Source organism: Pseudomonas sp. (genome assembly GCF_030683065.1).
In the GTDB taxonomy this organism is placed as follows: domain Bacteria; phylum Pseudomonadota; class Gammaproteobacteria; order Pseudomonadales; family Pseudomonadaceae; genus Aquipseudomonas.
This window is the reverse complement of record NZ_JAUXMX010000033.1, coordinates 215,994-240,257: the sequence shown is the minus strand read 5'-3', so window position 1 is coordinate 240,257 and position 24,264 is coordinate 215,994. Positions and strand designations below refer to the sequence as shown.

General features: G+C 60.2%; 26 protein-coding genes. 11 read left to right on the top strand and 15 right to left on the bottom strand.

Translation table 11 applies throughout. The features are described from left to right. Positions 1 to 7: 7 nt before the first annotated feature. The 6 genes from Q8K09_RS11070 to Q8K09_RS11045 form a co-directional block, all read right to left on the bottom strand. Entirely contained in the window at positions 8 to 247 is a 240-nt protein-coding gene (locus Q8K09_RS11070) for a BolA family protein (protein ID WP_305255020.1), read from the bottom strand. Positions 248 to 422: 175 nt separating this feature from the next. Then, the gene (locus Q8K09_RS11065) at positions 423 to 731 is read right to left on the bottom strand and encodes a lipid asymmetry maintenance protein MlaB (RefSeq protein ID WP_305255019.1); all 309 of its coding nucleotides are present in this window, start codon (positions 729 to 731) and stop codon (positions 423 to 425) included. Further along, positions 728 to 1,360, bottom strand: coding sequence for a phospholipid-binding protein MlaC (locus tag Q8K09_RS11060; protein WP_305255018.1), 633 nt, complete (start codon positions 1,358 to 1,360; stop codon positions 728 to 730). Before Q8K09_RS11060 ends, Q8K09_RS11065 begins: the two co-directional genes overlap by 4 nt. A gap of 14 nt (positions 1,361 to 1,374) precedes the next feature. After that, complete coding sequence (mlaD, locus tag Q8K09_RS11055; RefSeq protein ID WP_305255017.1) at positions 1,375 to 1,845, bottom strand: outer membrane lipid asymmetry maintenance protein MlaD; 471 nt, start codon at positions 1,843 to 1,845, stop codon at positions 1,375 to 1,377. Continuing rightward, positions 1,845 to 2,642 (bottom strand): lipid asymmetry maintenance ABC transporter permease subunit MlaE, encoded by a 798-nt coding sequence (gene mlaE / locus Q8K09_RS11050; protein ID WP_305255016.1) that lies wholly within the window; start codon positions 2,640 to 2,642, stop codon positions 1,845 to 1,847. The genes mlaD and mlaE overlap by 1 nt, the downstream gene beginning before the upstream one ends. Next, positions 2,642 to 3,451: an ATP-binding cassette domain-containing protein gene (locus tag Q8K09_RS11045; RefSeq protein WP_305255015.1), complete on the bottom strand. Its 810-nt coding sequence runs from the start codon at positions 3,449 to 3,451 to the stop codon at positions 2,642 to 2,644. Before Q8K09_RS11045 ends, mlaE begins: the two co-directional genes overlap by 1 nt. Positions 3,452 to 3,726: 275 nt before the next feature. On the opposite strand from Q8K09_RS11045, the gene Q8K09_RS11040 reads away from it, so the two are divergent. The 10 genes from Q8K09_RS11040 (at position 3,727) to Q8K09_RS10995 (ending at position 10,815) form a co-directional block, all read left to right on the top strand. Next, positions 3,727 to 4,701, top strand: a complete 975-nt coding sequence (locus tag Q8K09_RS11040) for a KpsF/GutQ family sugar-phosphate isomerase (RefSeq protein ID WP_305255014.1) — start codon at positions 3,727 to 3,729, stop codon at positions 4,699 to 4,701. Beyond that, positions 4,701 to 5,240 (top strand): HAD family hydrolase, encoded by a 540-nt coding sequence (locus Q8K09_RS11035; RefSeq protein WP_305255013.1) that lies wholly within the window; start codon positions 4,701 to 4,703, stop codon positions 5,238 to 5,240. The genes Q8K09_RS11040 and Q8K09_RS11035 overlap by 1 nt, the downstream gene beginning before the upstream one ends. A gap of 8 nt (positions 5,241 to 5,248) precedes the next feature. Next, positions 5,249 to 5,818, top strand: a complete 570-nt coding sequence (gene lptC / locus Q8K09_RS11030) for an LPS export ABC transporter periplasmic protein LptC (RefSeq protein WP_305255012.1) — start codon at positions 5,249 to 5,251, stop codon at positions 5,816 to 5,818. Beyond that, a complete protein-coding gene (gene lptA / locus Q8K09_RS11025) occupies positions 5,805 to 6,347 on the top strand; it encodes a lipopolysaccharide transport periplasmic protein LptA (RefSeq protein ID WP_305255011.1) in 543 nt (180 codons plus the stop codon). The genes lptC and lptA overlap by 14 nt, the downstream gene beginning before the upstream one ends. After that, entirely contained in the window at positions 6,348 to 7,073 is a 726-nt protein-coding gene (gene lptB, locus Q8K09_RS11020) for an LPS export ABC transporter ATP-binding protein (protein WP_305255010.1), read from the top strand. A gap of 133 nt (positions 7,074 to 7,206) precedes the next feature. Then, positions 7,207 to 8,715 carry an RNA polymerase factor sigma-54 gene (locus Q8K09_RS11015; RefSeq protein WP_305255009.1) on the top strand — a complete coding sequence of 503 codons (1,509 nt, stop codon included), beginning with the start codon at positions 7,207 to 7,209 and terminating at the stop codon, positions 8,713 to 8,715. Positions 8,716 to 8,870: 155 nt separating this feature from the next. Then, on the top strand, positions 8,871 to 9,179 hold the full coding sequence (gene hpf / locus Q8K09_RS11010) for a ribosome hibernation-promoting factor, HPF/YfiA family (protein ID WP_305255008.1): 309 nt from the start codon (positions 8,871 to 8,873) through the stop codon (positions 9,177 to 9,179). Positions 9,180 to 9,195: 16 nt separating this feature from the next. Then, the gene (ptsN, locus tag Q8K09_RS11005) at positions 9,196 to 9,669 is read left to right on the top strand and encodes a PTS IIA-like nitrogen regulatory protein PtsN (RefSeq protein ID WP_305255007.1); all 474 of its coding nucleotides are present in this window, start codon (positions 9,196 to 9,198) and stop codon (positions 9,667 to 9,669) included. Positions 9,670 to 9,671: 2 nt separating this feature from the next. Further along, positions 9,672 to 10,529, top strand: a complete 858-nt coding sequence (rapZ, locus tag Q8K09_RS11000) for an RNase adapter RapZ (RefSeq protein WP_305255006.1) — start codon at positions 9,672 to 9,674, stop codon at positions 10,527 to 10,529. A gap of 13 nt (positions 10,530 to 10,542) precedes the next feature. Next, positions 10,543 to 10,815 carry an HPr family phosphocarrier protein gene (locus tag Q8K09_RS10995; RefSeq protein WP_305255005.1) on the top strand — a complete coding sequence of 91 codons (273 nt, stop codon included), beginning with the start codon at positions 10,543 to 10,545 and terminating at the stop codon, positions 10,813 to 10,815. A 91-nt stretch (positions 10,816 to 10,906) separates the two neighbouring features. On the opposite strand, the gene pmbA is transcribed toward Q8K09_RS10995, so the two are convergent. Continuing rightward, complete coding sequence (gene pmbA / locus Q8K09_RS10990) at positions 10,907 to 12,253, bottom strand: metalloprotease PmbA (protein WP_305255004.1); 1,347 nt, start codon at positions 12,251 to 12,253, stop codon at positions 10,907 to 10,909. Positions 12,254 to 12,369: 116 nt separating this feature from the next. Between pmbA and yjgA the strand changes: the two genes are divergently transcribed. Next, the gene (gene yjgA / locus Q8K09_RS10985; RefSeq protein WP_305255003.1) at positions 12,370 to 12,888 is read left to right on the top strand and encodes a ribosome biogenesis factor YjgA; all 519 of its coding nucleotides are present in this window, start codon (positions 12,370 to 12,372) and stop codon (positions 12,886 to 12,888) included. 48 nt (positions 12,889 to 12,936) lie between these two features. On the opposite strand, the gene tldD is transcribed toward yjgA, so the two are convergent. From tldD to mreB, 8 genes are all read right to left on the bottom strand, one after another. Continuing rightward, positions 12,937 to 14,379 carry a metalloprotease TldD gene (gene tldD / locus Q8K09_RS10980; protein ID WP_305255002.1) on the bottom strand — a complete coding sequence of 481 codons (1,443 nt, stop codon included), beginning with the start codon at positions 14,377 to 14,379 and terminating at the stop codon, positions 12,937 to 12,939. Between the two features lie 16 nt (positions 14,380 to 14,395). Continuing rightward, positions 14,396 to 15,250, bottom strand: a complete 855-nt coding sequence (locus Q8K09_RS10975; protein WP_305255001.1) for a carbon-nitrogen hydrolase family protein — start codon at positions 15,248 to 15,250, stop codon at positions 14,396 to 14,398. A gap of 92 nt (positions 15,251 to 15,342) precedes the next feature. Then, entirely contained in the window at positions 15,343 to 19,170 is a 3,828-nt protein-coding gene (locus Q8K09_RS10970) for a YhdP family protein (protein WP_305255000.1), read from the bottom strand. Positions 19,171 to 19,201: 31 nt separating this feature from the next. Then, positions 19,202 to 20,659: a ribonuclease G gene (rng, locus tag Q8K09_RS10965; protein WP_305254999.1), complete on the bottom strand. Its 1,458-nt coding sequence runs from the start codon at positions 20,657 to 20,659 to the stop codon at positions 19,202 to 19,204. A gap of 55 nt (positions 20,660 to 20,714) precedes the next feature. Beyond that, positions 20,715 to 21,335 carry a nucleoside triphosphate pyrophosphatase gene (locus Q8K09_RS10960; protein WP_305254998.1) on the bottom strand — a complete coding sequence of 207 codons (621 nt, stop codon included), beginning with the start codon at positions 21,333 to 21,335 and terminating at the stop codon, positions 20,715 to 20,717. A gap of 41 nt (positions 21,336 to 21,376) precedes the next feature. Further along, positions 21,377 to 21,865: a rod shape-determining protein MreD gene (gene mreD, locus Q8K09_RS10955; protein ID WP_305254997.1), complete on the bottom strand. Its 489-nt coding sequence runs from the start codon at positions 21,863 to 21,865 to the stop codon at positions 21,377 to 21,379. Beyond that, the gene (mreC, locus tag Q8K09_RS10950; RefSeq protein ID WP_370869505.1) at positions 21,862 to 22,779 is read right to left on the bottom strand and encodes a rod shape-determining protein MreC; all 918 of its coding nucleotides are present in this window, start codon (positions 22,777 to 22,779) and stop codon (positions 21,862 to 21,864) included. The genes mreD and mreC overlap by 4 nt, the downstream gene beginning before the upstream one ends. Positions 22,780 to 22,916: 137 nt before the next feature. After that, positions 22,917 to 23,954 carry a rod shape-determining protein MreB gene (mreB, locus tag Q8K09_RS10945; RefSeq protein WP_079203152.1) on the bottom strand — a complete coding sequence of 346 codons (1,038 nt, stop codon included), beginning with the start codon at positions 23,952 to 23,954 and terminating at the stop codon, positions 22,917 to 22,919. Between the last annotated feature and the right edge of the window lie 310 nt (positions 23,955 to 24,264).

The following is a 24,264-nucleotide window of genomic DNA, read 5'->3' as shown; positions in this document are numbered from 1 at the left end:
TCTCGGTTTAGGAGCGCGCGGCCCAATCGGCACGGCTGAAAAATTTCATACTCACCGCGTGGATACTGCCATCGGCAATCCAGGGGTTCAGGTGAGCGTAGACCTGCTGTTGGCGTTTGACCGGACCCAGGCTGGCCAACTCATCACTAATCAGATTCAGCTGGAAGTTACAGCCTTCGCCTTCAACTTCCACCTGGGTGTTCGGCAGTTCGGCCTCCAGGAGGCTTTTCACTTCTAAGGCCTGCATGCTCACAACCTCAATCAACGGATTAATTAACCACAGCAGAGTCTTGGGCGCTGAAGGGCTTGCCCGCAGTAGCTCAGCAGCAAACCCGACAAGCCAACAAACTCGCGGCCGCGCATCATACAAAAAAAGCCACTCGCCTGCGAACCCTGCACCGACAGGGGGCCAACGATTGGCCTTACGGCTCCAGCGGCAGCACGTCCAGCAGCCCCGAGACACTGGCGATCTCGCGCATGTCTGCGGGCATACTGCGCACCACCAGGCTTTTACCTGCAGCCTGAGCGTCGCGCATAAACGCCAGCAGCAGCGACAGACCTACGCTGCTGGACCTGTCTACCCCTGCACAGTCGATCACGCAGCTAGCAGCCTGGCTGGCGGCAATCAGTTGACCGCCCTGCTTGCGCAAGAGTGGACCACTGAGAAAATCGAGCACACCAGAGAGCTGAAACAGCCCCGCCGACTGCTCGGTGATAGCGGCCCTACTCACGACTCACCCTTGGCCTGACGGGCCTTGGCCACGGTATCGGCCCAGGTATCGATGACCTTGTCCAAGTCATTGCGGTTGTTCTGCATGGACTGGGCAAACTGATCGCGGAACAACTTGCCGACGTTGATGCCGTTGATGATCAGGTTACGCATCTTCCAACTGTCACCCTGGCTAACCATGGTGTAAGACAACGGGTAGATGGTGCCGTTACCGTCCTTGATTTCCATGTTCACCGCAGCCCGCTGCGGATTTTGCTTGGCCGTGGCAGGCAGCACACGAATATCCTGGTTGTTGTATTCGAGCAGAGCATTGCCATAGAACTGCATCAGGCTGCGCTTGAAGTTCTCCTGGAATCGCTGCATCTGCTCAGGCGTGGCCTGGCGCGAGTAGCGCACGGTCATGACCCCGCGGGAAATGCCCTCAACATCCACCACTGGGCCAAGAATATCGTTCAGCGAGGCATAAAAAGCCGCCGGATCGCTGCGGTATTTGTCTTTATTGAGCTTCAGGTCTTCCAGCAGGGTAGTGGTGGTCTGCTGCACCACTTGATGGGCGCTCGGCGCAGCGACAGCCAGCAGGGGCAAGGCCGCCAGCAGCGCAAACAGGCTATTACGCAGCGTTTTAAGCATAGTGGGAACCCTCGTTAATTAGCGTCGTCTTTGTTGACCGAATTGAGCAGGAACTTACCGATCAGATCTTCCAGCACCAGCGAAGACTGGGTGTCGTAAATAATACTGCCATCGGTGAGTACCTCTTCGTCGCCGCCAACGCTGATGCCGATGTACTTCTCGCCGAGCAAGCCGGCAGTGAGAATCGAGGCAGTCGAGTCGATGGGCAGGTTGTCCACGCTGTCATCGAGCACGAGGGTGACGCGGCCGGTGTAGCTGTCGCGATCCAGATCGATCGCAGTCACTTTACCGATAGTTACCCCAGCCATGGTCACCCTGGCCCGCACGGTTAGACCCGCGATATTCTCAAAGTGTGCATAGACCTTGTACGTATCGGTGCTGCTGCCTACGGTCAGACCACTGACGCGCAACGCCAGCAGCAGCAGAGCCAATAATCCGGCCAGGAGGAACAGGCCGACACCAATCTCCAGTGTGCGGTTTTGCATCAGAAGTCTCCAAACATCAAAGCGGTCAGAATAAAGTCCAGGCCCAACACGGCGAGCGAGGCGTAAACCACTGTTTTTGTGGTGGCGCGACTGATGCCTTCCGAGGTTGGCTCACAGTCATAGCCCTGAAAAACGGCGATCCAGGTCACGACAAAGCCGAATACGATGCTTTTGATCACACCGTTGAGCACGTCTTCACGAAACGAAACACTGTTCTGCATGTTGGACCAGAACGACCCTTCGTATACACCGAGCCAGTCAACGGCAACCATCGCACCGCCCCAGATACCCACCACACTGAAGATCACGGCGAGCAACGGCATCGAGATAAAGCCGGCCCACAGGCGTGGCGCGATGATGTACTTGAGCGGGTCAACACCGATCATCTCCAGACTGGACAATTGCTCGGTGGACTTCATGTTGCCGATTTCCGCGGTCAACGCGGAGCCCGCTCGACCTGCGAACAACAAGGCGGTGACCACGGGGCCGAGTTCACGCAGCAGCGTCAGGGCAACCATCTGCCCAACGGCCTGCTCCGAACCGTAGTCAGACAGGATATTGAAGCCCTGCAACGACAGGACCATGCCGATAAAAACCCCCGAGACCACGATGATCGCCAGGGACATGACGCCCACCGAGTAAAGCTGCCTTATCAACAACTGAAATGGGTTGCCTGCAGTTCCCCGACCAAACAGTGCACGCAGGAGGAACACCGTCGCACGACCAAGCGTTGCGACTGTATCGATGCCAGCACGCCCGAGCCGGCGAACCCGTTCGAGCGTAGATGTCTTGCGCATCAGCGCCCCCCCAATAAGTCGTCGCGGTAATCTGCCGCCGGAAAATGGAACGGTACCGGGCCGTCGGGAATACCTTTCATGAACTGACGAACGCGCGGGTCATCCGAGTTCATCAGTTCGTCCGGCGTGCCCTGGCCAAGTACCTTGGTATCCCCCACCAGGTAGATGTAGTCGGCAATGCTGGCAGTTTCCGCCAAGTCATGGGACACCACGATACTGGTAATGCCCAAGGCATCGCTGAGCAAACGAATCAGACGCACCAGAACACCCATGGCAATCGGGTCCTGGCCAACAAAAGGTTCGTCGTACATCAATATCTGCGGATCAAGGGCAATCGCACGCGCCAGCGCCACACGGCGCTTCATGCCACCGGACAGTTCGTCCGGCATCAGCTCGAGCGCACCACGCAAGCCCACTGCCTGCAGTTTCATGAGGACAATGTCCCGAATCATTTCTTCAGGTAGTTGGGTGTGCACGCGCAGCGGAAAGGCCACGTTCTCGAACACATCGAGATCGGTGAACAGCGCGCCGCTCTGAAACAGCACACCCATTTGCTTGCGCACATCGAACAGCTCGCTGCGCGAGAGGCTCGGCAGATTCAGCCCATTGACCCACACCTCCCCCTTGCTCGGCCTGAGCTGCGCACCGATCAGGCGCAACAGCGTGGTCTTGCCGCAGCCGGAAGGCCCCATGATGCCAGTGACCTTGCCGCGCGGGATGCGGATATCTATATCGTTGAAAATGTCACGATCGCCGCGCCTGAAACTGAGGTTTTTCAGCTCCACCGCGTATTGTTGCTCGACACTCATATCGACTCCTTGAATGCAGCCTCCCTGACAGACGTGCGCCAGCACTAAGAAGACACCGGGCCGGCCGAAAATGGCCGCGCATCATAGCATTGCCAAATTACCCTGCCCAAGACTGAACATTTGCTTACAGAACACTGACCTTAATGCCGCACACGTATCGACAACCAATCATCAAAAAAACCTCAACGCATGCCCTCGGACGATTGAAAGGTGAGTGCGCGAATCTTTCCCGCTATAATCGCTCTCTTTTATTGAACACGCCTAAATAAGACGCCATGAGCCAGTCCAGCGACCTGATCAAATCTGCACGCCGCACCATCCGCCTGGAACTCGAGGCCATCGAAGAGCTGCTGCCACGCATCGACAGCAATTTCGTGCGCGCTTGTGAACTGATCCTGGCTAGCAAGGGCCGCGTCGTGGTGGTCGGCATGGGCAAGTCGGGGCATATCGGTAACAAGATTGCCGCCACCCTGGCCAGCACCGGCACCACGGCATTCTTCGTCCACCCGGCCGAAGCCAGCCATGGCGACATGGGCATGATCACGCGCGACGACGTGGTACTGGCGCTGTCCAACTCGGGCTCGACGGCGGAGATCATCACTCTGCTGCCGCTGATCAAGCGCCTCGGCATCACCCTGATCAGCATGACCGGCAACCCGGACTCGCCACTGGCCAAGTCCGCTGAAGCCAACCTGGACGCACGGGTATCCCAGGAAGCCTGCCCACTTAATCTGGCACCGACCTCCTCTACTACCGCAGCGCTGGTACTCGGCGACGCCTTGGCTATTGCCCTGCTCGAAGCCCGAGGTTTTACCGCCGAAGATTTTGCTTTCTCCCACCCCGGCGGCGCACTTGGCCGACGTTTGCTGCTAAAAGTTGAGAATGTCATGCATGCCGGCGCCAATCTACCGAGCGTGCAGCGCGGTACTTCCCTGCGGGATGCCCTGCTGGAAATGACCCAAAAAGGCCTGGGCATGACCGTAGTCACAGAAGCCGACGGCCGCCTGGCGGGCATCTTTACCGATGGCGACCTGCGTCGCACCCTGGATCGCGGCATTGATGTACGCCAGTCCAAGATCGAGGAAGTCATGACCGTGCATGGCAAGACCGCCCGCGCAGAGATGCTCGCAGCCGAAGCACTGAAGATCATGGAAGACCACAAAATCAGCGGCCTGGTGGTAGTCGACAGCGACGACCGCCCAGTAGGCGCCCTGAACATGCACGACCTGTTACGCGCCGGAGTAATGTGATGACCCCTGAGATGAAGAGCCCTGACCTGCTACAACGCGCGCAGGCAATCAAGCTGGCGATTTTCGATGTCGACGGCGTACTCACCGACGGCAAACTCTATTTCCTGGTCGATGGCAGCGAATTCAAGACGTTCAACACCCTCGACGGCCACGGCATAAAAATGCTGATCGCCTCAGGCGTGCGCACCGCAATTATCAGCGGACGCACCACCCCGGTGGTCGAGCGCCGTGCAAAAAATCTGGGCATCCAACACCTGTATCAGGGCCGCGAAGACAAGCTGGTGGTACTCGACGAACTGCTCGGCGAACTCGGCCTGAGCTACGAACAGGTCGCCTACCTGGGTGACGACCTGCCGGATCTACCGGTGATCCGCCGGATTGGCCTGGGCATGGCAGTCGCCAGCGCAGATCCGTTTGTGCGCCAGCATGCCCATGGCGTGACCCAGGCCCGCGGTGGCGAAGGTGCCGCCCGCGAATTCTGCGAGCTGATCATGCGCGCCCAAGGCAGCCTCGATGCCGCCCAAGCCGCCTACCTGTAGAGCTCACTATGCTGCGAAAACTCCTGACCCCCATCCTTTATGTTGTAGCAGCCGCACTGCTCGCCGCCGTCGGCTACTGGAATATCAATCCTGACAGTTTCTCCGAGCGCCCGGCACAGTCCGGCGCCGAGAACGCTATCGACTTCTACGTAATCAATGCCACTACCGTGCAATACCAATTAGACGGCAAGCTGCATTACGAGATGACGTCCGACAAACTGGAACACATCAAGGTCAGCGACATCAGCCTGCTGACCAACCCGTTCCTGCACCTGTATCGCGGCACCGAACTGCCCTGGAAAATAAACAGCGAGCGCGCCGAAGTGGCACCACAAGGCAAGGAAGTGGAATTGATCGACAACGTCCGCGTCGAACGCACCGATGCCAAGGGCCGCCCAACCATCCTGACTACCAGCCGCCTGACTGTATTCCCGGATAAGGAATATGCGCAGACCGAGCAAGCCGTTAGAATCGTTGCGGCCAATGGAGTGACCACGGCACAAGGAATGAAAGCGTACTTGAATGACGGCAGGATGCTCCTGCTGTCCAACGTAAGAGGCCAGCATGAGGTTCGTTAAAACCTTCCCCTTTTTGCTCAGCTTGAGCGTCGCGCTCGGCAGCGCTAGCGCTTGGGCATTGCCCACCGACCGTGAGCAGCCGATCCGCGTCCAGGCCGACAGTGCCGAGCTCGATGACCGGCAAGGCGTCGCCGTCTATCGCGGCGACGTAATCATCACCCAAGGCACCCTGAAGATCACGGGCGACACCGTGACCATCACCCAGAATGCCCAGGGCGACATCGAAATCTTCACCTCGGTTGGCAAGCCCGCTTACTACGAGCAAAAGCCATCCGCAGACAAGCAGATCGTCAAGGCCTACGGCCTGACCATCCAGTATTTCGTTGCCAATGAACGCATCGTATTGATCGACCAGGCCAAGGTTGTCCAGGAAGGCAACACCTTCGAGGGCGAGAAAATCGTCTATGACACCCAGCGCCAGATCGTCAATGCCGGCCGCGCCACGGGCGTCGACATCACCACGCCACGCCCACGCATAGACATGGTGATTCAGCCGAAGAACCCACCCGCCGAACAGCAGGCGCAGTAAATGGCTACTTTGACAGCCCAGCATCTGGCCAAAAGCTACAAAGGTCGCCAAGTCGTGCGCGACGTCAGCCTGAGCATCGACAGCGGGCAGATTGTCGGCCTGCTCGGCCCTAACGGAGCGGGCAAGACCACCTGCTTCTACATGATCGTCGGCCTGGTACAGGCTGATCAGGGCCGTATCCTGATCGACGACCTCGACGTCAGCCACCTGCCGATGCATGGTCGCGCTCGCGCCGGTATCGGCTACTTGCCGCAGGAAGCATCGATCTTCCGCAAGCTCAGCGTAGCCGACAACATCATGGCCATCCTCGAGACCCGCAAGGAACTGGATCGCGCCAGCCGCCGCAAGGAACTGGAAAGCCTGCTGCAGGAATTCCATATCAGCCACATCCGCGACAGCCTGGGCATGAGCTTGTCCGGTGGCGAACGCCGCAGGGTTGAAATTGCCCGGGCATTGGCAACCGCACCGAAATTTATCCTGCTCGACGAACCCTTCGCCGGGGTTGACCCAATCTCGGTGGGTGACATCAAGCAGATCATCCACCACCTCAAGGCCAAGGGCATTGGCGTGCTGATCACCGACCACAATGTCCGCGAGACCCTGGACATTTGCGAAACCGCTTACATCGTCAGTGACGGCCAACTGATTGCCGAAGGCGATTCTGACGCCATCCTGGCCAACCAACTGGTCAAAGATGTTTACCTGGGGCACGAGTTCCGCCTGTAACAGCGGTTTTTCTCAACCGAACAGCAGCCAGAGCTAGGCAAACCACTGCAGATCAGGCATATAATTTGCTTCCTAGTGGCGCTGCGGCGCCCTGTAGTGGATTGCGCACAGACGCCAGCAAATAAGGTCTGCAATGAAACCATCGCTAGTCCTGAAAATGGGCCAGCAGCTGACGATGACCCCGCAGCTGCAACAGGCTATTCGCCTACTCCAACTGTCCACCCTGGATCTGCAGCAAGAGATCCAAGAGGCCCTGGAGTCAAACCCGATGCTCGAGCGCGAAGAAGACGGTGACGACTTCGACAACTCGAACCCCCTGGCTGACGGTGCCGAAAACCCGGCGCCCGCTACACAGCAAGAAGACGCCTACCAAGACACTAGCCACCAGGAAACCCCACAGACCGTGGATAACCTGGAAGAAGGCGACTGGAACGAGCGCATCCCCAACGAACTGCCCGTCGACACGGCCTGGGAAGATGTCTACCAGACCAGCGCCAGCAGCCTGCCAAGCAACGACGATGACGAGTGGGATTTCACCACGCGCACTTCGGCTGGCGAAAGCCTGCAAAGCCATCTGCTCTGGCAGCTCAATCTGGCTCCGATGTCCGACAAGGATCGGTTGATAGGGGTCACCCTGATCGACTGCATCAACTATCAGGGCTACCTGGAAGAAAGCCTCGAGGAAGTCGTCGACGCGTTCGACCCGGAACTGGACATCGAACTCGACGAAGTGGAAGCCGTACTGCACCGCATCCAGCAGTTCGAACCGGCGGGCATTGCCGCCCGTGATCTACGCGAATGCCTGCTCCTGCAACTGCGCCAGCTGCCTGCCAAGACGCCCTGGCTGACCGAAGCCCAGCGCCTTGCCCACGACTACCTCGACCTGCTTGGCGGCCGTGACTATGGCCAGCTGATGCGCCGCATGAAACTCAAGGAAGACGAACTGCGCCAGGTCATCGAACTGATCCAGAGCCTCAACCCGCGCCCCGGCTCGCAGATCGAGTCGAGCGAACCAGAATACGTGGTGCCCGATGTCATCGTGCGCAAGCACAACGAACGCTGGCTGGTGGAACTAAACCAGGAAGCCATGCCTCGCCTGCGGGTCAACGCGCAATATGCCGGCTTCGTCAAACGCGCCGACTCCAGCGCCGACAACACGTTTATGCGCAACCAGCTGCAGGAAGCGCGCTGGTTCATCAAGAGCCAGCAGAGTCGCAACGAAACTCTGATGAAGGTCGCCACCCAGATCGTCGAGCACCAGCGCGGCTTTCTCGACTACGGCGACGAGGCGATGAAGCCACTGGTCCTACACGACATCGCCGAAGCGGTGGGCATGCATGAATCGACTATTTCACGGGTCACCACGCAAAAATTCATGCACACGCCGCGTGGCATTTATGAGCTGAAATATTTCTTCTCTAGCCACGTCAGCACCTCCGAAGGCGGCGAATGCTCGTCAACGGCGATCCGCGCCATCATCAAAAAACTGGTCGCTGCGGAAAATGCAAAAAAGCCGTTGAGTGACAGCAAGATCGCTGGTTTACTGGAAGCACAAGGCATACAAGTAGCCCGCCGCACAGTCGCCAAGTACCGTGAATCGCTTGGTATAGCACCGTCCAGTGAGCGCAAGCGCTTGATGTAAGTTGGCCGATTCAGCATCGTGCTCTCGCTAGCAGCACAGCCTGAATCCGAAGAGCGACGGTGCCAGGCAAGTCTCAGCAGTATCTTTCACGTCAAAGTATTCCGGTGGCAGGCCCGATAGCCTGCTTCTTATACGCGGCAACAAGGAGAAGCGGTATGCAAGTCAACATCAGTGGACATCAGCTGGATGTGACCGACGCCCTACGCGACTATATCGACGAAAAGCTTGGTCGATTGGAGCGCCATTTCGACAAGATCACCAACGTGCAAGTCACTATGGAGGTCGAGAAGCTCAAGCAGAAAATCGAAGCTACGCTGCACATCGCTGGCGGCGAGGTAGTCGCCAATGCCGAGCACGATGACATGTATGCAGCCATCGACCTACTTACCGACAAACTCGACCGCCAACTCATCAAGCACAAGGAAAAGCAGATCGACCGCCAGCAGGGCGCTACAGCCCGCTGAGATCGCCTCCCCTCCTATGATCCGACTCGAAAATATTCTGACCCCCGGCCGTTCCCTGGTGAACGTGCCGGGTGGCAGTAAAAAACGCGTACTTGAACAGATAGCCAACCTGGTGGCACGTGAACTGCCCGACCTGGATGGCCAAGACATTTTCGAAAGCCTGATCGCCCGTGAAAAGCTTGGCTCGACCGGCTTTGGCAATGGCATAGCCATTCCGCACTGCCGCCTTCCAGGCTGCAATGCACCGATCAGCGCGCTTCTACGCCTCAATGCACCGGTAGACTTCGACGCTATTGACGGCGCCCCTGTCGACCTGTTGTTCGTCCTGCTGGTGCCAGAAGCGGCCACTGACGAACACCTCGAACTTCTGCGCCAAATCGCCAGCATGCTCGACCGCAGCGATGTGCGTGAAAGCTTGCGCCAAGCCCAGAGCAGCGAAGCGCTGTATCAGGTCGTGGTGGACATACAAAGCCAGCTCAACCGGGCCTAATCATGCGCTTGATCATCGTTAGCGGCCGTTCCGGCTCCGGAAAAAGCACCGCCCTCGACGTCCTCGAAGACAACGGCTTCTACTGCATCGACAACCTGCCGGCTGGCCTGCTCCCCGAACTGGCGGAGCGCACCCTGCAGGACACCGAACTGCTCCACTCGCAAATCGCCGTGTCGATCGACGCGCGCAACCTGCCTAGCCAACTCAAGCGTTTCCCGGAAATTCTCGAAGAGGTGCGTGCGCGGCACATCAAGTGTGACGTGGTCTATCTGGATGCCGACGAAGAAACCCTGCTCAAACGCTTTTCCGAGACCCGCCGCCGCCATCCGCTGACCAACGAAAACCGCTCGCTGGCCGAGGCCATCGCCGATGAAAGCCTGCTGCTTGGACCGATAACCGATCTCGCTGACCTGCAGATCGACACCACCCATCTTAATCTTTACCAGTTACGCGACAGCCTCAAGCTGCGCCTGCTTAATCAACCGGAGCCAGGAACTGCATTTTTGGTTGAGTCGTTCGGCTTCAAGCGCGGCATGCCGGTGGACGCCGACGTGGTGTTCGATGTGCGCTGCCTGCCCAACCCTTACTGGAGGCCGGATCTGCGCGAGTTTTCCGGGCTCGATCAGCCTGTGGCTGACTACCTGGCGGCCCAGACCGATGTCGAGGAAATGTTCCAGGACATCCTCGCCTACCTGAAGAAATGGCTGCCGCGCTTCGCTGCAAGCAACCGCGCCTATGTCACGGTAGCAATCGGTTGCACGGGTGGGCATCACCGCTCGGTATACCTGGCCAGTCGCCTGGGCGAGACCCTAAAACCCATTCTGAAAAACGTCCAGGTTCGCCACCGCGACCTTAGCTAAGGATCCTGCCGCGATGCCTTCCTGCGAAATCACCATCATCAACAAACTGGGCTTGCATGCTCGTGCAGCGGCCAAGTTTGTCGGTGTCGCCGGACGCTTTCCCTGCCAGATCAAGGTCGGTCGCGCGCCGGAGAGCCTGGTGGACGGAAAAAGCATCATGGCCGTGATGATGCTCGCCGCTGGCAAAGGCACGCCAATCCACCTGCACACTGACGGTGAGCAGGACGATGACGCACTCAATGCCCTTATCGAACTGATCAACAACTTTTTCGATGAAGGCGAATAGGCAGAATCACCCGTAGGGTGCGCCGCGCGCACCACTGATTTAAAAGACTGGTGCGCACAGCGCACCCTACGCAGGCCTGCTGCAAATAGCCCTAACTACCCGCCACCGTCATCTTCTCGATCAGCACCGAGCCGGTGCGGATATTACTGCGCAGTTCCAGATCGTTACCCACCGCGACTATCTGCTTGAACATGTCGCGCAGGTTGCCAGCGATGGTCACCTCCTGCACCGGAAACTGGATTTCGCCGTTCTCCACCCAAAAGCCGCCTGCCCCGCGCGAATAGTCGCCGGTGACCATGTTCAGGCCCTGGCCCATCAACTCAGTGACCAACAAACCACGACCCATGCGCTTGAGCAGCGCCTGCTGATCTTCCGCCCCATGGCTGACGAACAGATTGTGCACGCCTCCAGCGTTGGCCGTACTCGGCATTCCCAGTTTGCGCCCCGAATAGGTACCCAGCACATAGGAGACCAGTTCACCGCCGTCGACGAACGACTTGGCGTAGGTCGCCAGACCATCACCATCGAAAGCCGAACTGCCCAAGGCGCGCGGGATATGCGGACGCTCATCAAGGCTCAGCCATTCGGGGAACAACTGCTGCCCCAGGGAGCCCTCGAGGAAGGATGACTTGCGATACAGGTTGCCACCGGAAATGGCCGCGAGAAAATGCCCGAACAATCCGGTCGCCAGCTCAGCGGAAAATAACACCGGCACCTCGCAGGTCGGTACCGGACGCGCGCCCAACCGACTGACCGCACGCTGCGCAGCACGCTGACCAATGCCCGCGGCGTCGGCCAGCAGCTCACCCTGGCGATTAACGTCATACCAGTAGTCGCGCTGCATCTGCCCGCCATCTTCGGCGATCATCACGCAACTCAAACTGTGCCGGGTACTGGCATAACCTGCGATAAAACCATGACTATTGCCATACACCCGGCAACCCTGATGGGTGTTGAGGGTGGTGCCGTCGGCGTTCTTGATCCGCTTATCCGTGGCAAAGGCTGCCGCTTCACAGCGCAGCGCCTGCTCGATCGCCTGCTCTGGACTGATGCCCCAGGCGTGATATAGATCCAACTGCGGCAACTCGCGGGCCATCAGCGCGGCATCGGCCAAGCCTGCAGCCTCGTCTTCAGAAGCATGCTTGGCGATCGCCAACGCTGCCGCTACGGTTTCCCGGATAGCGGCATCGCCACTGGCCGAGGTGCTCGCCGAGCCCTTGCGCTGGCCGACATACAGGGTGATACCGAAACCTTGGTCACGGTTGAACTCGACCGTCTCGACTTCACCCTGGCGAACTGAGGTGGACAAGCCTTGCTCCACCGATACAGCCACCTCGCAGGCGCTGGCACCCTGCCTCTTGGCCTCGGCGATAATCTGTTCTACTTGCGCCTGCAACTGCGGCACGGCCTCGGGGCCGACAACATCTACTGCACTCATAACCACTCCTAAGAATCTGTCGGGATCTACTGCGAGCGTCGCGCGTGATACGGCGGGCCGAACGCTTGCAGCTGGATACTTGCTATCATGGCGACGTTTTCCATTGGACCGCCCCCATGCCTGAATATCTTGATGACTTCTCCGGCGAGAAGAGTAAAACCCAGGTCAAACGCGAGCTGCATGCTCTGCAAGACCTGGGTCAACGCCTGACCAGCCTGAAGCTCGACCTGCTCAACAAACTGCCGCTGACCGACGAATTGCGCCGCGCCCTTGCAGAAGCGTCCAAACACACCGCCAATTCTGCGAAAAAACGTCATATGCAGTTTATTGGCCGGCTGATGCGCGACCAGGACATCGACGCGATTCTTACCCTGCTCGACCAGCTTGATGCGTCTACTCGCCAATACAATGAACGCTTTCATGGCCTGGAGCGCTGGCGGGATCGTCTTATCAACGGCACCGACGACACCCTGGAAGCCTTTGTTGGCGACTATCCTGAAGCAGACCGGCAACACCTGCGTCAATTGATCCGCCAGGCTCAGCACGAACTGGCGCAGGAAAAAGCCCCTGCGGCCTCGCGCAAAATCTTCAAATACATCCGCGAACTGGACGAAGCCCAGCGCGGGCTGCGCTGAGTCTCACGCGGTGGGAGCGGCCTTGGCCGCCCCCACCAAGCACAGCAATCAGCCCCCCGTCCCACCCACAGTAATCGCATCGATCTTCAAGGTCGGCTGACCGACGCCAACCGGCACTGACTGGCCGTCCTTGCCGCAGGTGCCAACGCCGCTGTCCAGGGCCAGGTCGTTACCGACCATCGACACCCGGCTCATGGCCTCGGGGCCATTGCCGATCAGGGTTGCACCCTTGACCGGCGCAGTGATTTTGCCGTCCTCAATCAGGTAGGCCTCACTGGTTGAGAACACGAACTTGCCGCTGGTGATATCGACCTGACCGCCGCCGAGGTTGGCGCAATAGATGCCTTTCTTCACCGAGCGGATGATTTCTTCCGGGTCGCTTTCACCGGCCAGCATGTAGGTGTTGGTCATGCGCGGCATCGGCAGGTGGGCATAAGACTCGCGACGACCGTTGCCGGTGCGCGCCACACCCATCAGGCGGGCGTTCAGTTTGTCCTGCATATAGCCCTTGAGCACTCCGTTCTCGATCAGCGTGGTGCACTGGGTCGGCGTACCTTCGTCATCGATGCTCAGCGAACCACGCCGCTCAGCCAGCGTGCCGTCGTCGACGATGGTGCACAGACTCGACGCGACCTTCTCGCCCATCCGGCCACTGTAGGCGGAGCTGCCCTTGCGGTTGAAGTCGCCTTCCAGGCCATGGCCGACTGCCTCATGCAGCAGTACTCCGGACCAGCCGGCGCCCATCACCACCGGCATGCTGCCGGCTGGTGCAGGTATCGCTTCGAGATTGACCAGCGCCTGGCGCAACGCCTCGCGGGCGTAACCCATGGCGCGATCCTCGGTCATGAAATAGCGGTAGTCGGTACGCCCACCGCCACCATGGCCGCCACGCTCGCGGCGGCCGTTCTGCTCGACAATCACGCTGACATTGAAACGCACCAATGGGCGAATATCGACGCCCAGACTGCCGTCCTGCGCCGCCACCAGGATGCGATCCCAAACACCGGCGAGGCTGACCGTAACCTGCTTGATCCGCGAATCAAGCGCGCGCGTGGCCACATCGACCTGCTTGAGCAGCTCGACCTTCTGCGCCCGACCGATCACATCCAGCGGGTTGTCCGGCGCATACAGGGCAGTCACCTGCGGACTGCTGAAGGCCTGTACCCGGGCATGCTGCCCGGCGCGGGCAATCGAGCGGGCCGCGCGGGAGGCCTGGCTTAGTGCCTCGGCGGTGATGGCGTTGCTGTAGGCAAACCCGGTTTTCTCACCCGACTGGGCACGCACGCCGACACCCTGATCGAGATTGAAACTGCCTTCTTTGACAATGCCGTCCTCCAGCACCCAGGTCTCGGACACCTGGCTCTGGAAATACAGATCGGCCGCATCGATACCGGGCCCGGACAACTCACCCAGTACCCCAGGCAGATGGTCGAGGGTCAAGCCGCCCGGACCCAACAGGTGCTCACTGACGGATAACAACATCTCGCTCATAACTGCTTCATCTCATTCATGGCTGTTCCGAATCAGACGGCCGTGGTTCGACCGCTGCAAAAAATCGTTTATGCCGACTCACTGGCATGCGTTGGCGAATCGTAGCCTGTTCGATGGCATCGCGGCTGGCCAGCAAGACCGCCTCGCCGTGCGCCTGCTCGGCCAACACCCGGCCCCAAGGGTCGACGATGGCCGAATGACCGAAAGTCTCGCGGCCGCCTGGATGGGTGCCGCCCTGCCCGGCAGCCAGCAGGTAACACTGGGTTTCGATGGCCCGTGCACGTACCAGTACCTGCCAGTGCGCCGCCCCAGTCAGCGCGGTAAAAGCCGCTGGCACGCTGATCAGCTCCGCCCCGGCTTCACGCAGGGCGCCATACAATTCAGGAAAGCGCAGGTCGTAGCAAACAGTCAAACCCAGGCGCCCAACGGGCGTATCTGCCAGCACAATCTGGCTGCCGTGGGCGAAATCATCGGACTCACGGTAACTACCCTGACTGTCGCCGACCTCCACATCGAACAGATGCAGCTTGTCATAGCGGGCCACGTGCTCACCGTGCTCGTCGAACAACAGGCAACACGCCCGCGCCTTGGCCTCGGGCTGGCCTGCAGGCGGCAAGGGCAAAGTGCCGGCCACTATCCATAACTTGAGGTCGCGGGCGGCCTGTTTCAACCAGGGCAGGATCGGACCTTCACCGCGCGCCTCGCTAAGGCCCAGCGCCGCCAAGTCGCGACACCCCATGGCAGCGAAGTTCTCCGGCAGCACAGCCAGACGAGCCCCGCCCGCCGCGGCCTGCTCGAGCAGACGCCGGGCCTGGGCAAGATTGGCCAGCACATCGGTCTGGCTGACCATTTGAATCACCGCGAGGCTCATGCATGCTCCTGCTCGGTGGAGAATTAGGCCTTCAGCTTACAAGCCATGGCCAGCGACTGCATCGTCTGGCGCAGCGGATGTGGAATGACTGCTCAGCGCGATTTCTCGAAAGGCTTGTCGAACGTGATCTGCGGGTCCTGCCAGCGGCCTTTGACGTCATATTGCACGCTGGCGAAACGCGCCACACGGTCACCCAGCAGTTTATCCACTACAAACAAGGCGCCGCCGATCGCTGGTGCGCCGACGATTAAAGCCGCCAGCGGCAAATTATTGCTGACTGGCAATGTCACCAGCAGCTTGGCATCAACCCAGTCATCGGCCATGTTCAAGGTGCCGTCCAGCTCCAGATTACTCGATGGCCCGGTCAGGGTAATGGGTATGCGAGTGACATACACCCCATCGCTGGCGACCAGCAACCCCTTGACCCGGTCATAGCTCAAGCCTTTGTCGATCAGGTCGGAGAAATCCAGGCGCAGGCGGCGCCCAATCGAATTGAAGTTGAGCAGGCCAAACACCCGCAGTGCGGAGGCCGGTCCTTGCACCTCAGTGAACTGTCCCTTGCGCAAGGTTGCATCCAGGCTGCCGGAAAAACGCTTGAGACTGACCCAGGCTGGCGAGCCAGGCCAGCGGCCATCGACATCCAGGTGGAAGGTCTCACTGCTGGCCGTCGGCGCAAAGTTCCAGGCCAACAACACATCGGCCAGGTCTTTGCCCTGCATGCGCCCGTTGTACCAACTGCTGCTGGCCTCTGCCGTACCCTGCCAACCGGCGCTACCGGTCAATTGCAGGCCTTTGAGTTCCAGACTCAGGTCGTTGAACTGCACCCCGCTGGCGTTCGGCCGCGCTTTCAGCGACCAGGCACCCAGCGCCTCGGCACCTTGCAGCACCTGGGCGATACGCAGGTCGAGAGCGGGAATCTGCCGTGGGTCGACGCCCAGCAGCGGATCTGGTTTGTCCTCGACCACAGCATCCTTGGCGGCGGCGGCCGGCAAACGCAGGTACTGCAGATTGACAGCGATAGGCGCCGCGTCGGCATCCGGCAAATCGACCCGACCTTTCAGCAACTGGCTATCCAGATCGAGCGACCAGGCCGCAGGCGCACGCTTGAGCCCGACCGTCAGGTCGTCGAGCGTACTGCCAAAGCCGCTGAACCGACCGATCTTCAGCTGCGCGTCCTTGAACACCTGCTGTGCATCCTCGCGTGCCACACCGGCGTAAGGCTTGAGCACCGTCTGCCAGGCCGACCACTCCAGTTCGCTGACCTGTCCGCGCACACGCACGCCTTTCGCCGCCGGCAACAGTGCCGGACCATCGCCAAGGCGCAACTCGCCGCGGCCCTTGGCAAGCTGACCGGGGGGCGCCGCAAAGGCCAGACTCGCCAGATCAGCATAATCCAGCCAATAGCGCCGCTCGCCGCCGCTCAGGGTCATGCGCCAATCGGCATAACTTTCGGCTGCGGCAGGTTTACCGAAGGGGGCAGGGAGCGCGACAACAACGCCTTGCAGATTGGAATCCACCCGCAACTGGCTGTCAGCACCATCCAGACTCAGGCGCAGCCGATAGGGCAAGGTTCCGCTTACAGGCAATGCCGCAGTGACGCCCAGCCAGGCCGTCAGATTGCTCAGCGGCACCTGGCCATGGGCCTCGATACGCGTAAGGGCCTGGCCGCGCGAACCTTCCGCCATGGCCTTGCCGCGCACGGCATGACCGAGCACTTGTGCGCGAATATCCGGCGCACTCAACCCGCTGGCGGTGTCATAGCGGAAGGCGCCCTGCAGCTGGCTGAGTTCCAGCGCAGGATTGCTCAACGTGAGCTGCGCACCTTCGCTGGCGAAGTCGACTATCACCGCCGGCGCCAGCCCTTTACGCAGTGGCAAATCGAGTTTGAGCCTGCCAGAGAGCGCCCCTTCACCTTCCCAGTCGGCAAATGTTTCGGCAGTGCCTATGGGGGTATCCTGGAGAATCTTCAGGGCATCGACAACACTGCTTTGCAGTTCGCTATTGAGCAGCAGTCGCGGTGCCTGCCCCGCTGACGCACGGGGAATGTCCGCCGTGGCGTTGCGTATCCGGCTATCGAGTATGCGGCCTTCGGCCACTCGCACCCGCACCCCGCTATCCTCGATAAACACCTCGCCACGCGCCTCGCGCAGCGCCGGCCAACCTGGCTGAAAGGCCAGCTCGGCGTCTGCCACGGCGAAGAACAGGCTGAGGCTGCGCGCGGCATCGACGGCGTTTTTGTTCAGCGACCCCTGATATTGAAAATAACCTTCATTAACCTTGCCAGCGCGAATCGCGCTCTTCAGCCAGTCGGCCAGCTCCGCACTCAAACCAGGCGCGCGGGTCGGCAGGTATTTCTCGGTATAACGCGCGTCGCCATCACGCAGGCCGACGCGCAAGTCCATGTAGTCTTCGGCCGCCGCATCAAACATCAGGCGAATCAGGAAGTCTCCGGCAATTGGCCCCTCTTCGCCGACCACTTGCAGATAAGGGCTGCGCAAGGTGAAGGCCTGCTCATCCAGCTGCCAGGTCAGCCGGGCATTGGCCTGTGTGTACAACCATGGCTTGGGGAACAACGTATCGAGGTGCAGGGAGAAATTTTCAGCTGCCAGGCGCAGTTCGCCCTGCCCCAGATCCCCCGCCACACTGCCGCTGATGTTTTCTACCGCTGGCGAGGCCAGGTAGGCGGCAAAACCGATGCGCTCGAGATTGGCAGCGAACTGCAGGCGCTTGTCGCCCTCGACCTGCGGCAGGTAATCCAGCTTGATATTGCGCAAGGCGCCCTGCGGCTGCAGGGTTTCTAGCAGTGCCATGGCCTTGTCCGGCAAGGGTGCCAGGGCGCTGACCAGCGGCAGCAACGGTGCCAGATCCAGGTGATCGGCGCTGAGTGACCATTGCTCCTCATCGTCTTCACTGTCTTGGCGATGACTGACCGCCAGCTGCACCTCGCCCCAGCGAGTCTCGCCCTGGCTCAGCGCCAGATCATCCAGCAGCAACTCTAAGCCTTGCTCGGTCCGTTCGAAGTAGGCGTTGAGCGCCAGGTTCTGCACCTGCACCGCCTCACGCGAGGCATAGGCGCCGGCCAATTGCGGCGCATGCAGGCGGCTGACCGCCCGCTGCAAAGCGCCATCGGCCCAGGACAGCCAGACTTCACCGCCGGCCTGTAACTGCTCGAGACGCCACTCGCGCGTCACGCTCGGCGGCAGCCAACGTGCCCAATCACTTTGCGGCAGGCTCAAGTACAGCTGCGCTTGCACGTCACGCCAGCGCTCGGCTTGCAGGCGGGTACGCAGCTGCAAGGCGACCGGCTGGCCATCAGGCAGCAGCAGGCGGGCATCCAGGCGCTGGCGAATTGCGCCATTGCGCAGGGTCAGGTTGACGTAGGTCAGGGTCAAAGCCGGCAGTTCGTGGGCTTCCAGCGTCACCTGGCTGTTGAGTAGCGACAGGCGGTTGACCGCTTGCAGCTGCTGCAATACCTGAGCAACATCCAGGGCTGCAGGCTCGCTGCGTTGCGGCAGCCCCTTGAGCGTCCAGGCGCCCTGCTCGTCCTGATGCAAGCTGAGCTGCACGCCATCCAGCTCAAGATTAGCCAGCCGCGGCTCACCCGCCGACAGGCTGGCCAGCACGTCTGGCACCAGGCGCACCTGATCCAGGCGCAGCGCGCTGGCCCCTTCGCCCAACTGCACGTCATGGGCAATCAGCAGCGGCGCCAAGCCCTGCCAGCGACCCTCAAGACGACCAATACGCAGCGGCATACCGAGTGCCGCCGTGGCTTTGTCTTCGACCTCCAGGCGATACTCGGCAACCCACGGCACCAGCTCGCGGCCGAGGCTGACATACAGCGCCGCCAACATCAGGCCCAGCGCGCACAAGCCAAGTCCCCAGCGCAACGCCACTGCCAATAAACCAGCCAGACGCGCCATTCAGTTCATACCTTGAACACGACGGACGGATTCACAGGAGCACCACATCGTATTGCTCTTGGGAATAAATCGTCTCGACCTGAAACTTGATGGTACGGCCGATAAAGGCTTCAAGGTCGGCGACATTGCCCGACTCTTCGTCGAGCAGGCGATCCACTACTTTCTGATTGGCCAATACACGATAGCCCTCGGCCTGGTAGGCCCGCGCCTCGCGCAGGATCTCGCGGAATATCTCGTAGCAGGTGGTTTCCGGCGTTTTCAACTTGCCACGTCCCTGGCAGCAACTGCACGGCTCGCACAATATTTGTTCGAGACTCTCGCGCGTGCGCTTGCGGGTCATCTGCACCAGGCCCAGCTCGGTGATGCCGATAATGTTGGTCTTGGCGTGATCGCGCTCCAGCTGTTTCTCCAGCGTGCGCAATACCTGGCGCTGGTGCTCTTCATCTTCCATGTCGATGAAATCGATGATGATGATGCCGCCGAGGTTGCGCAGGCGCAGCTGACGGGCGATTGCAGTAGCCGCTTCGAGATTGGTCTTGAAGATGGTCTCTTCGAGGGTGCGGTGACCGACGAAGGCGCCGGTATTGACGTCGATGGTGCTCATCGCCTCGGCCGGGTCGATGACCAGGTAACCCCCTGATTTCAGCGGTACCTTGCGCTCCAGCGCACGCTGGATCTCGTCTTCGACGCCGTATAAATCGAAAATTGGCCGTTCGCCCGGGTAATGCTCCAGGCGATCGGCGATTTCCGGCATCAGCTCGGCTACGAACTGCGTGATCTTTTGAAAGGTTTCCCGCGAATCGATGCGGATCTTCTCGGTGCGCGGACCGACCAGGTCACGCAGGGTGCGCAGTGCCAGGCTGAGGTCTTCGTAGATAACCGACGGCGCCGGTGCGCTCTGCTTCTGCGCCGCAATCTGATCCCACAAGCGGCGCAGGTAGCGGATATCGACGAGAATTTCGTCGGCGCCTACGCCATCAGCAGCCGTGCGCAGGATAAATCCGCCAGCCTCGGCGATACCTTCGGCGGCAACGCAATCAGCCACCACTTGCTTGAGACGCTCGCGCTCGGCCTCGTCTTCGATTCTCAGGGAAATGCCAACATGGCTGGTACGCGGCATGTACACCAGGTAGCGCGAAGGGATCGACAGCTGCGTGGTCAACCGCGCGCCCTTGCTGCCGATCGGGTCCTTGGTCACCTGCACTACCAGGGCTTGCCCTTCATGAACCAGGGCACTGATGCTTTCCACCGCGCTGCCTTCACGGCTGGAAATTTCCGAGGCATGGATAAAGGCTGCGCGGTCCAGACCGATATCGACGAACGCCGCCTGCATGCCTGGCAACACCCGTACCACCTTGCCCTTGTAGATATTGCCGACGATGCCACGCTTCTGCGTACGCTCGACATGCACTTCCTGCAGCACACCGTTTTCCACCACCGCCACGCGTGATTCCATTGGGGTGATGTTGATCAGGATCTCTTCACTCATGGTTCTATCTCTTGTCCGACGAAGCGGCAAGCCAGGGAACGCATACCTTCAGCACTCACCCGCGACCTGCATCTTCTTGGCTGTGGACTGGCAATGGCTGCCAGCACGGAATAGCAAATTCTGCGAGCAACTCAGCGGTTTCGCACAGGGGCAACCCCACCACGGCCGAGTAGCTGCCCTGCAACTGACTGACGAACACTGCCGCCAACCCTTGAATACCATAACTGCCAGCCTTGTCCCGGGGTTCGCCGGTGGCCCAATAGGCTTCGATTTCTGCAGGGGCCAACAAGCGAAAACTCACTCGACTGCTAACCACCCGCACGGCCACTCTGCTGGTCGAGGCCAAGGCTACCGCCGTCAGCACCTGATGCTCACGACCGGATAGCGCGCTCAGGGTCGCCACGGCGTCGGCGCGGTCCTGCGGCTTGCCGAGAATCCGTCCATCGAGAACCACTGCGGTATCGGCACCGAGCACAACAGCATCATGCGGATCAGCCAAGGCGACCAGTCCAGCCTGCGCCTTGGCACGGGCCAGCCGCTCTACATAGGCGCACGGAGGCTCTTCTGGCAATGAATTTTCGTCAATAGGGGCGATTTGCGTGAGGAAGGGCACGCCGATCTGGGTCAACAATTCGCGACGTCGCGGCGACCCGGAAGCCAGATAAAGCGTGGTCATGTGGACTTCTCCCTGTCGAGTTCGTGCAGGGTCAGCCGCACTCAATTAACGCTGAGGCGCTTGTGCACACCACGCAGGATGACACAGACCCAAGGCCACAGCAGTGCGCTGACCAGTGCCGGCAAGACGAACGCCAGGGTCGGCGGACGGCTACCGGTCAGGGCATTGAGCCACAGGTGGACCAACTGGGCCAGACCGAACACCACCAGCAGCACCATGCTTTGCTGCCACATGGGGAACATGCGCAGACGCTGATGCAGGCTTAGCACCAGGAAAGTAATCAGGGTAAGTGTCAGGGCATTGTGGCCCAACAGCGTCCCGTTCAGCACATCCGCCAGCAGGCCAACGCACCAAGCCGTAGCCATGCCCACCCGCTGCGGCAAGGCCAGCACCCAGTAGGTCAGGAACAGCGCCAGCCACAACGGCCGGCCGACTTCCATGAACTTGGGCAAGGTGGCCACGCTGAGTAACAGGGCCAGGGCCAGGCTAAGCCAGATCACCCAGACGTTGCGCGCGCGCAGAGCGATCATTGGCGAGGTTCCGCTGCAGGGGTTGCCGGGGTATCGCTCGCGCCATCCTGCTGCGCTGGCGAAGGCGTGGATTGCTCACGGGCCTGACGATCCGCCTCCTCCTGCGCCTCAGCTGAATCGCTGGCGCGCTGCTCGGGAGTACGTGGATCGGTAAATACCAGGAGCATGTAGCGACTGCGGTTCAGGTTGGCCGTCGGCATGGCGCGAACGATCGCGAACGGCTGGCCAGAGTCGTGAATCACTTCAGTGACTACCGCCACCGGGTAGCCCGAGGGGAAGCGCTGGCCCAGCCCGGAGCTGAGCAGCAGGTCGCCCTCCTTGACGTCCGCAGTATCGGCCACATGCCGCAACTCCAGGCGCTCCGGATTACCGGTGCCACTGGCGATCGCACGCAGGCCATTGCGGTTGACCTGTACCGGAATGCTGTGGGTAGTGTCCGTGAGCAGCAGCACGCGCGAGGTGTAGGGCATCACCTCGACCACCTGCCCCATCAGGCCGCGCGCATCCAGCACCGGCTGACCGAGCAGCACGCCATCTTTACTGCCTTTGTCGATCAGGATGCGGTGGGTGTAGGGGTTCGGATCGATACCAATCAGCTCGGTAGCCAGCACATCATCGTCGACCAACGCCGAGGAGTTGAGCAGTTCGCGCAAGCGTACGTTCTGCTCGGTAAGCGCTGCCAGCTTCTGCAAGCGCTGCTGCATCACCAGGCTCTCGGCCTTGAGCTTCTCGTTCTCGGCCGCCAGGTCGCTGCGCGAACTGAGCTCCTGAGTGGCGCCGGCCCATAGCGTTACTGGTAAACGGCCAAGCCAGTAGACCGGCTCAACAATCAACCCCAACTGGCTGCGCAACGGCTGCAATACGGTAAGTCGCGCATCCACCACCATCAGCGCAGCCGACAGCACGACGAACACCAGCAGGCGTACACCGAGCGAAGGACCTTTGGCAAATAGCGGTTTTATGGCGAGCTCCTCTCAAGCGTCAAGCAGCAAACAAAAAGCTGCAAGCGAGTGGAAACCCGGCTTGCAGCTCGAGACTTGGCGCAGACGACTTATTCCGTGGACAGCAGATCCATGGTGTGGCGATCCATCATGTCCAAGGCCTTGCCGCCGCCACGGGCGACGCAGGTCAGCGGGTCTTCGGCAACAATCACCGGCAGACCGGTTTCCTGGGCCAGCAACTTGTCCAGGTCGCGCAACAAGGCGCCACCACCGGTCAGTACCAGACCGCGTTCGGCGATATCCGACGCCAACTCCGGCGGCGACTGCTCCAGCGCGCTCTTGACCGCCTGCACGATGGTGGCCAGGGATTCCTGCAGGGCTTCCAGAACTTCGTTGGAGTTGAGGGTGAAGGCGCGCGGAACGCCCTCGGCCAGGTTACGGCCACGCACATCGACTTCACGAACTTCACCGCCCGGATAAGCGGTACCGATTTCCTGCTTGATCCGCTCGGCGGTGGATTCGCCAATCAGCGAACCGTAGTTGCGACGCACATAGGTAATGATGGCTTCGTCAAAACGATCGCCGCCCACACGGACGGATTCGGCATAGACCACGCCATTCAGCGAGATCAAGGCGATTTCAGTGGTACCGCCGCCAATATCGACAACCATCGAGCCACGGGCTTCTTCAACCGGCAAGCCGGCACCGATAGCAGCAGCCATCGGCTCTTCGATCAGGAACACTTCGCGTGCACCGGCACCCAGGGCCGACTCACGAATAGCACGACGCTCAACCTGGGTGGACTTGCACGGTACGCAAATCAACACGCGCGGTGACGGCTGCAGGAAGCTGTTCTCGTGAACCTTGTTGATGAAGTACTGCAGCATCTTCTCGCAAACGCTGAAATCGGCGATCACGCCATCCTTCATTGGCCGGATAGCCGCAATATTGCCCGGGGTGCGACCGAGCATGCGCTTGGCCTCGGTACCGACAGCAACAACACTCTTCTGATTGCCGTGGGTACGGATGGCTACGACTGACGGCTCATTCAGGACGATACCGCGCTCGCGCACATAAATCAGGGTATTAGCAGTACCCAAGTCGATCGACAGATCGCTGGAAAACATGCCGCGCAGTTTTTTGAACATGGAATAGAGACCCTAGGCAACGCGTGGGTAAAAGCAACGCGCGGGTAACGCGCAAGTAATTTTGGCTGCAAAGCAACACACAAACAGCCCGCAGACGATGTGAGTGCAAAGCAGCGCGCAAGCAACACGCAGGTAAGCAGGTAAAAAGTGCGGCAAACTCTAACAACGACAGGGATTTTGAGCAAGGCGCCAATATGTTAGATTGGCTGTTTTTCGGGGCTTTAAGCCCATCATTGCGGCCTTTGACCACCCGCTCACAGAATCCGTTCCCTGCACAGCTCAGACATGGCGCCTCGCGCACATTTTACTG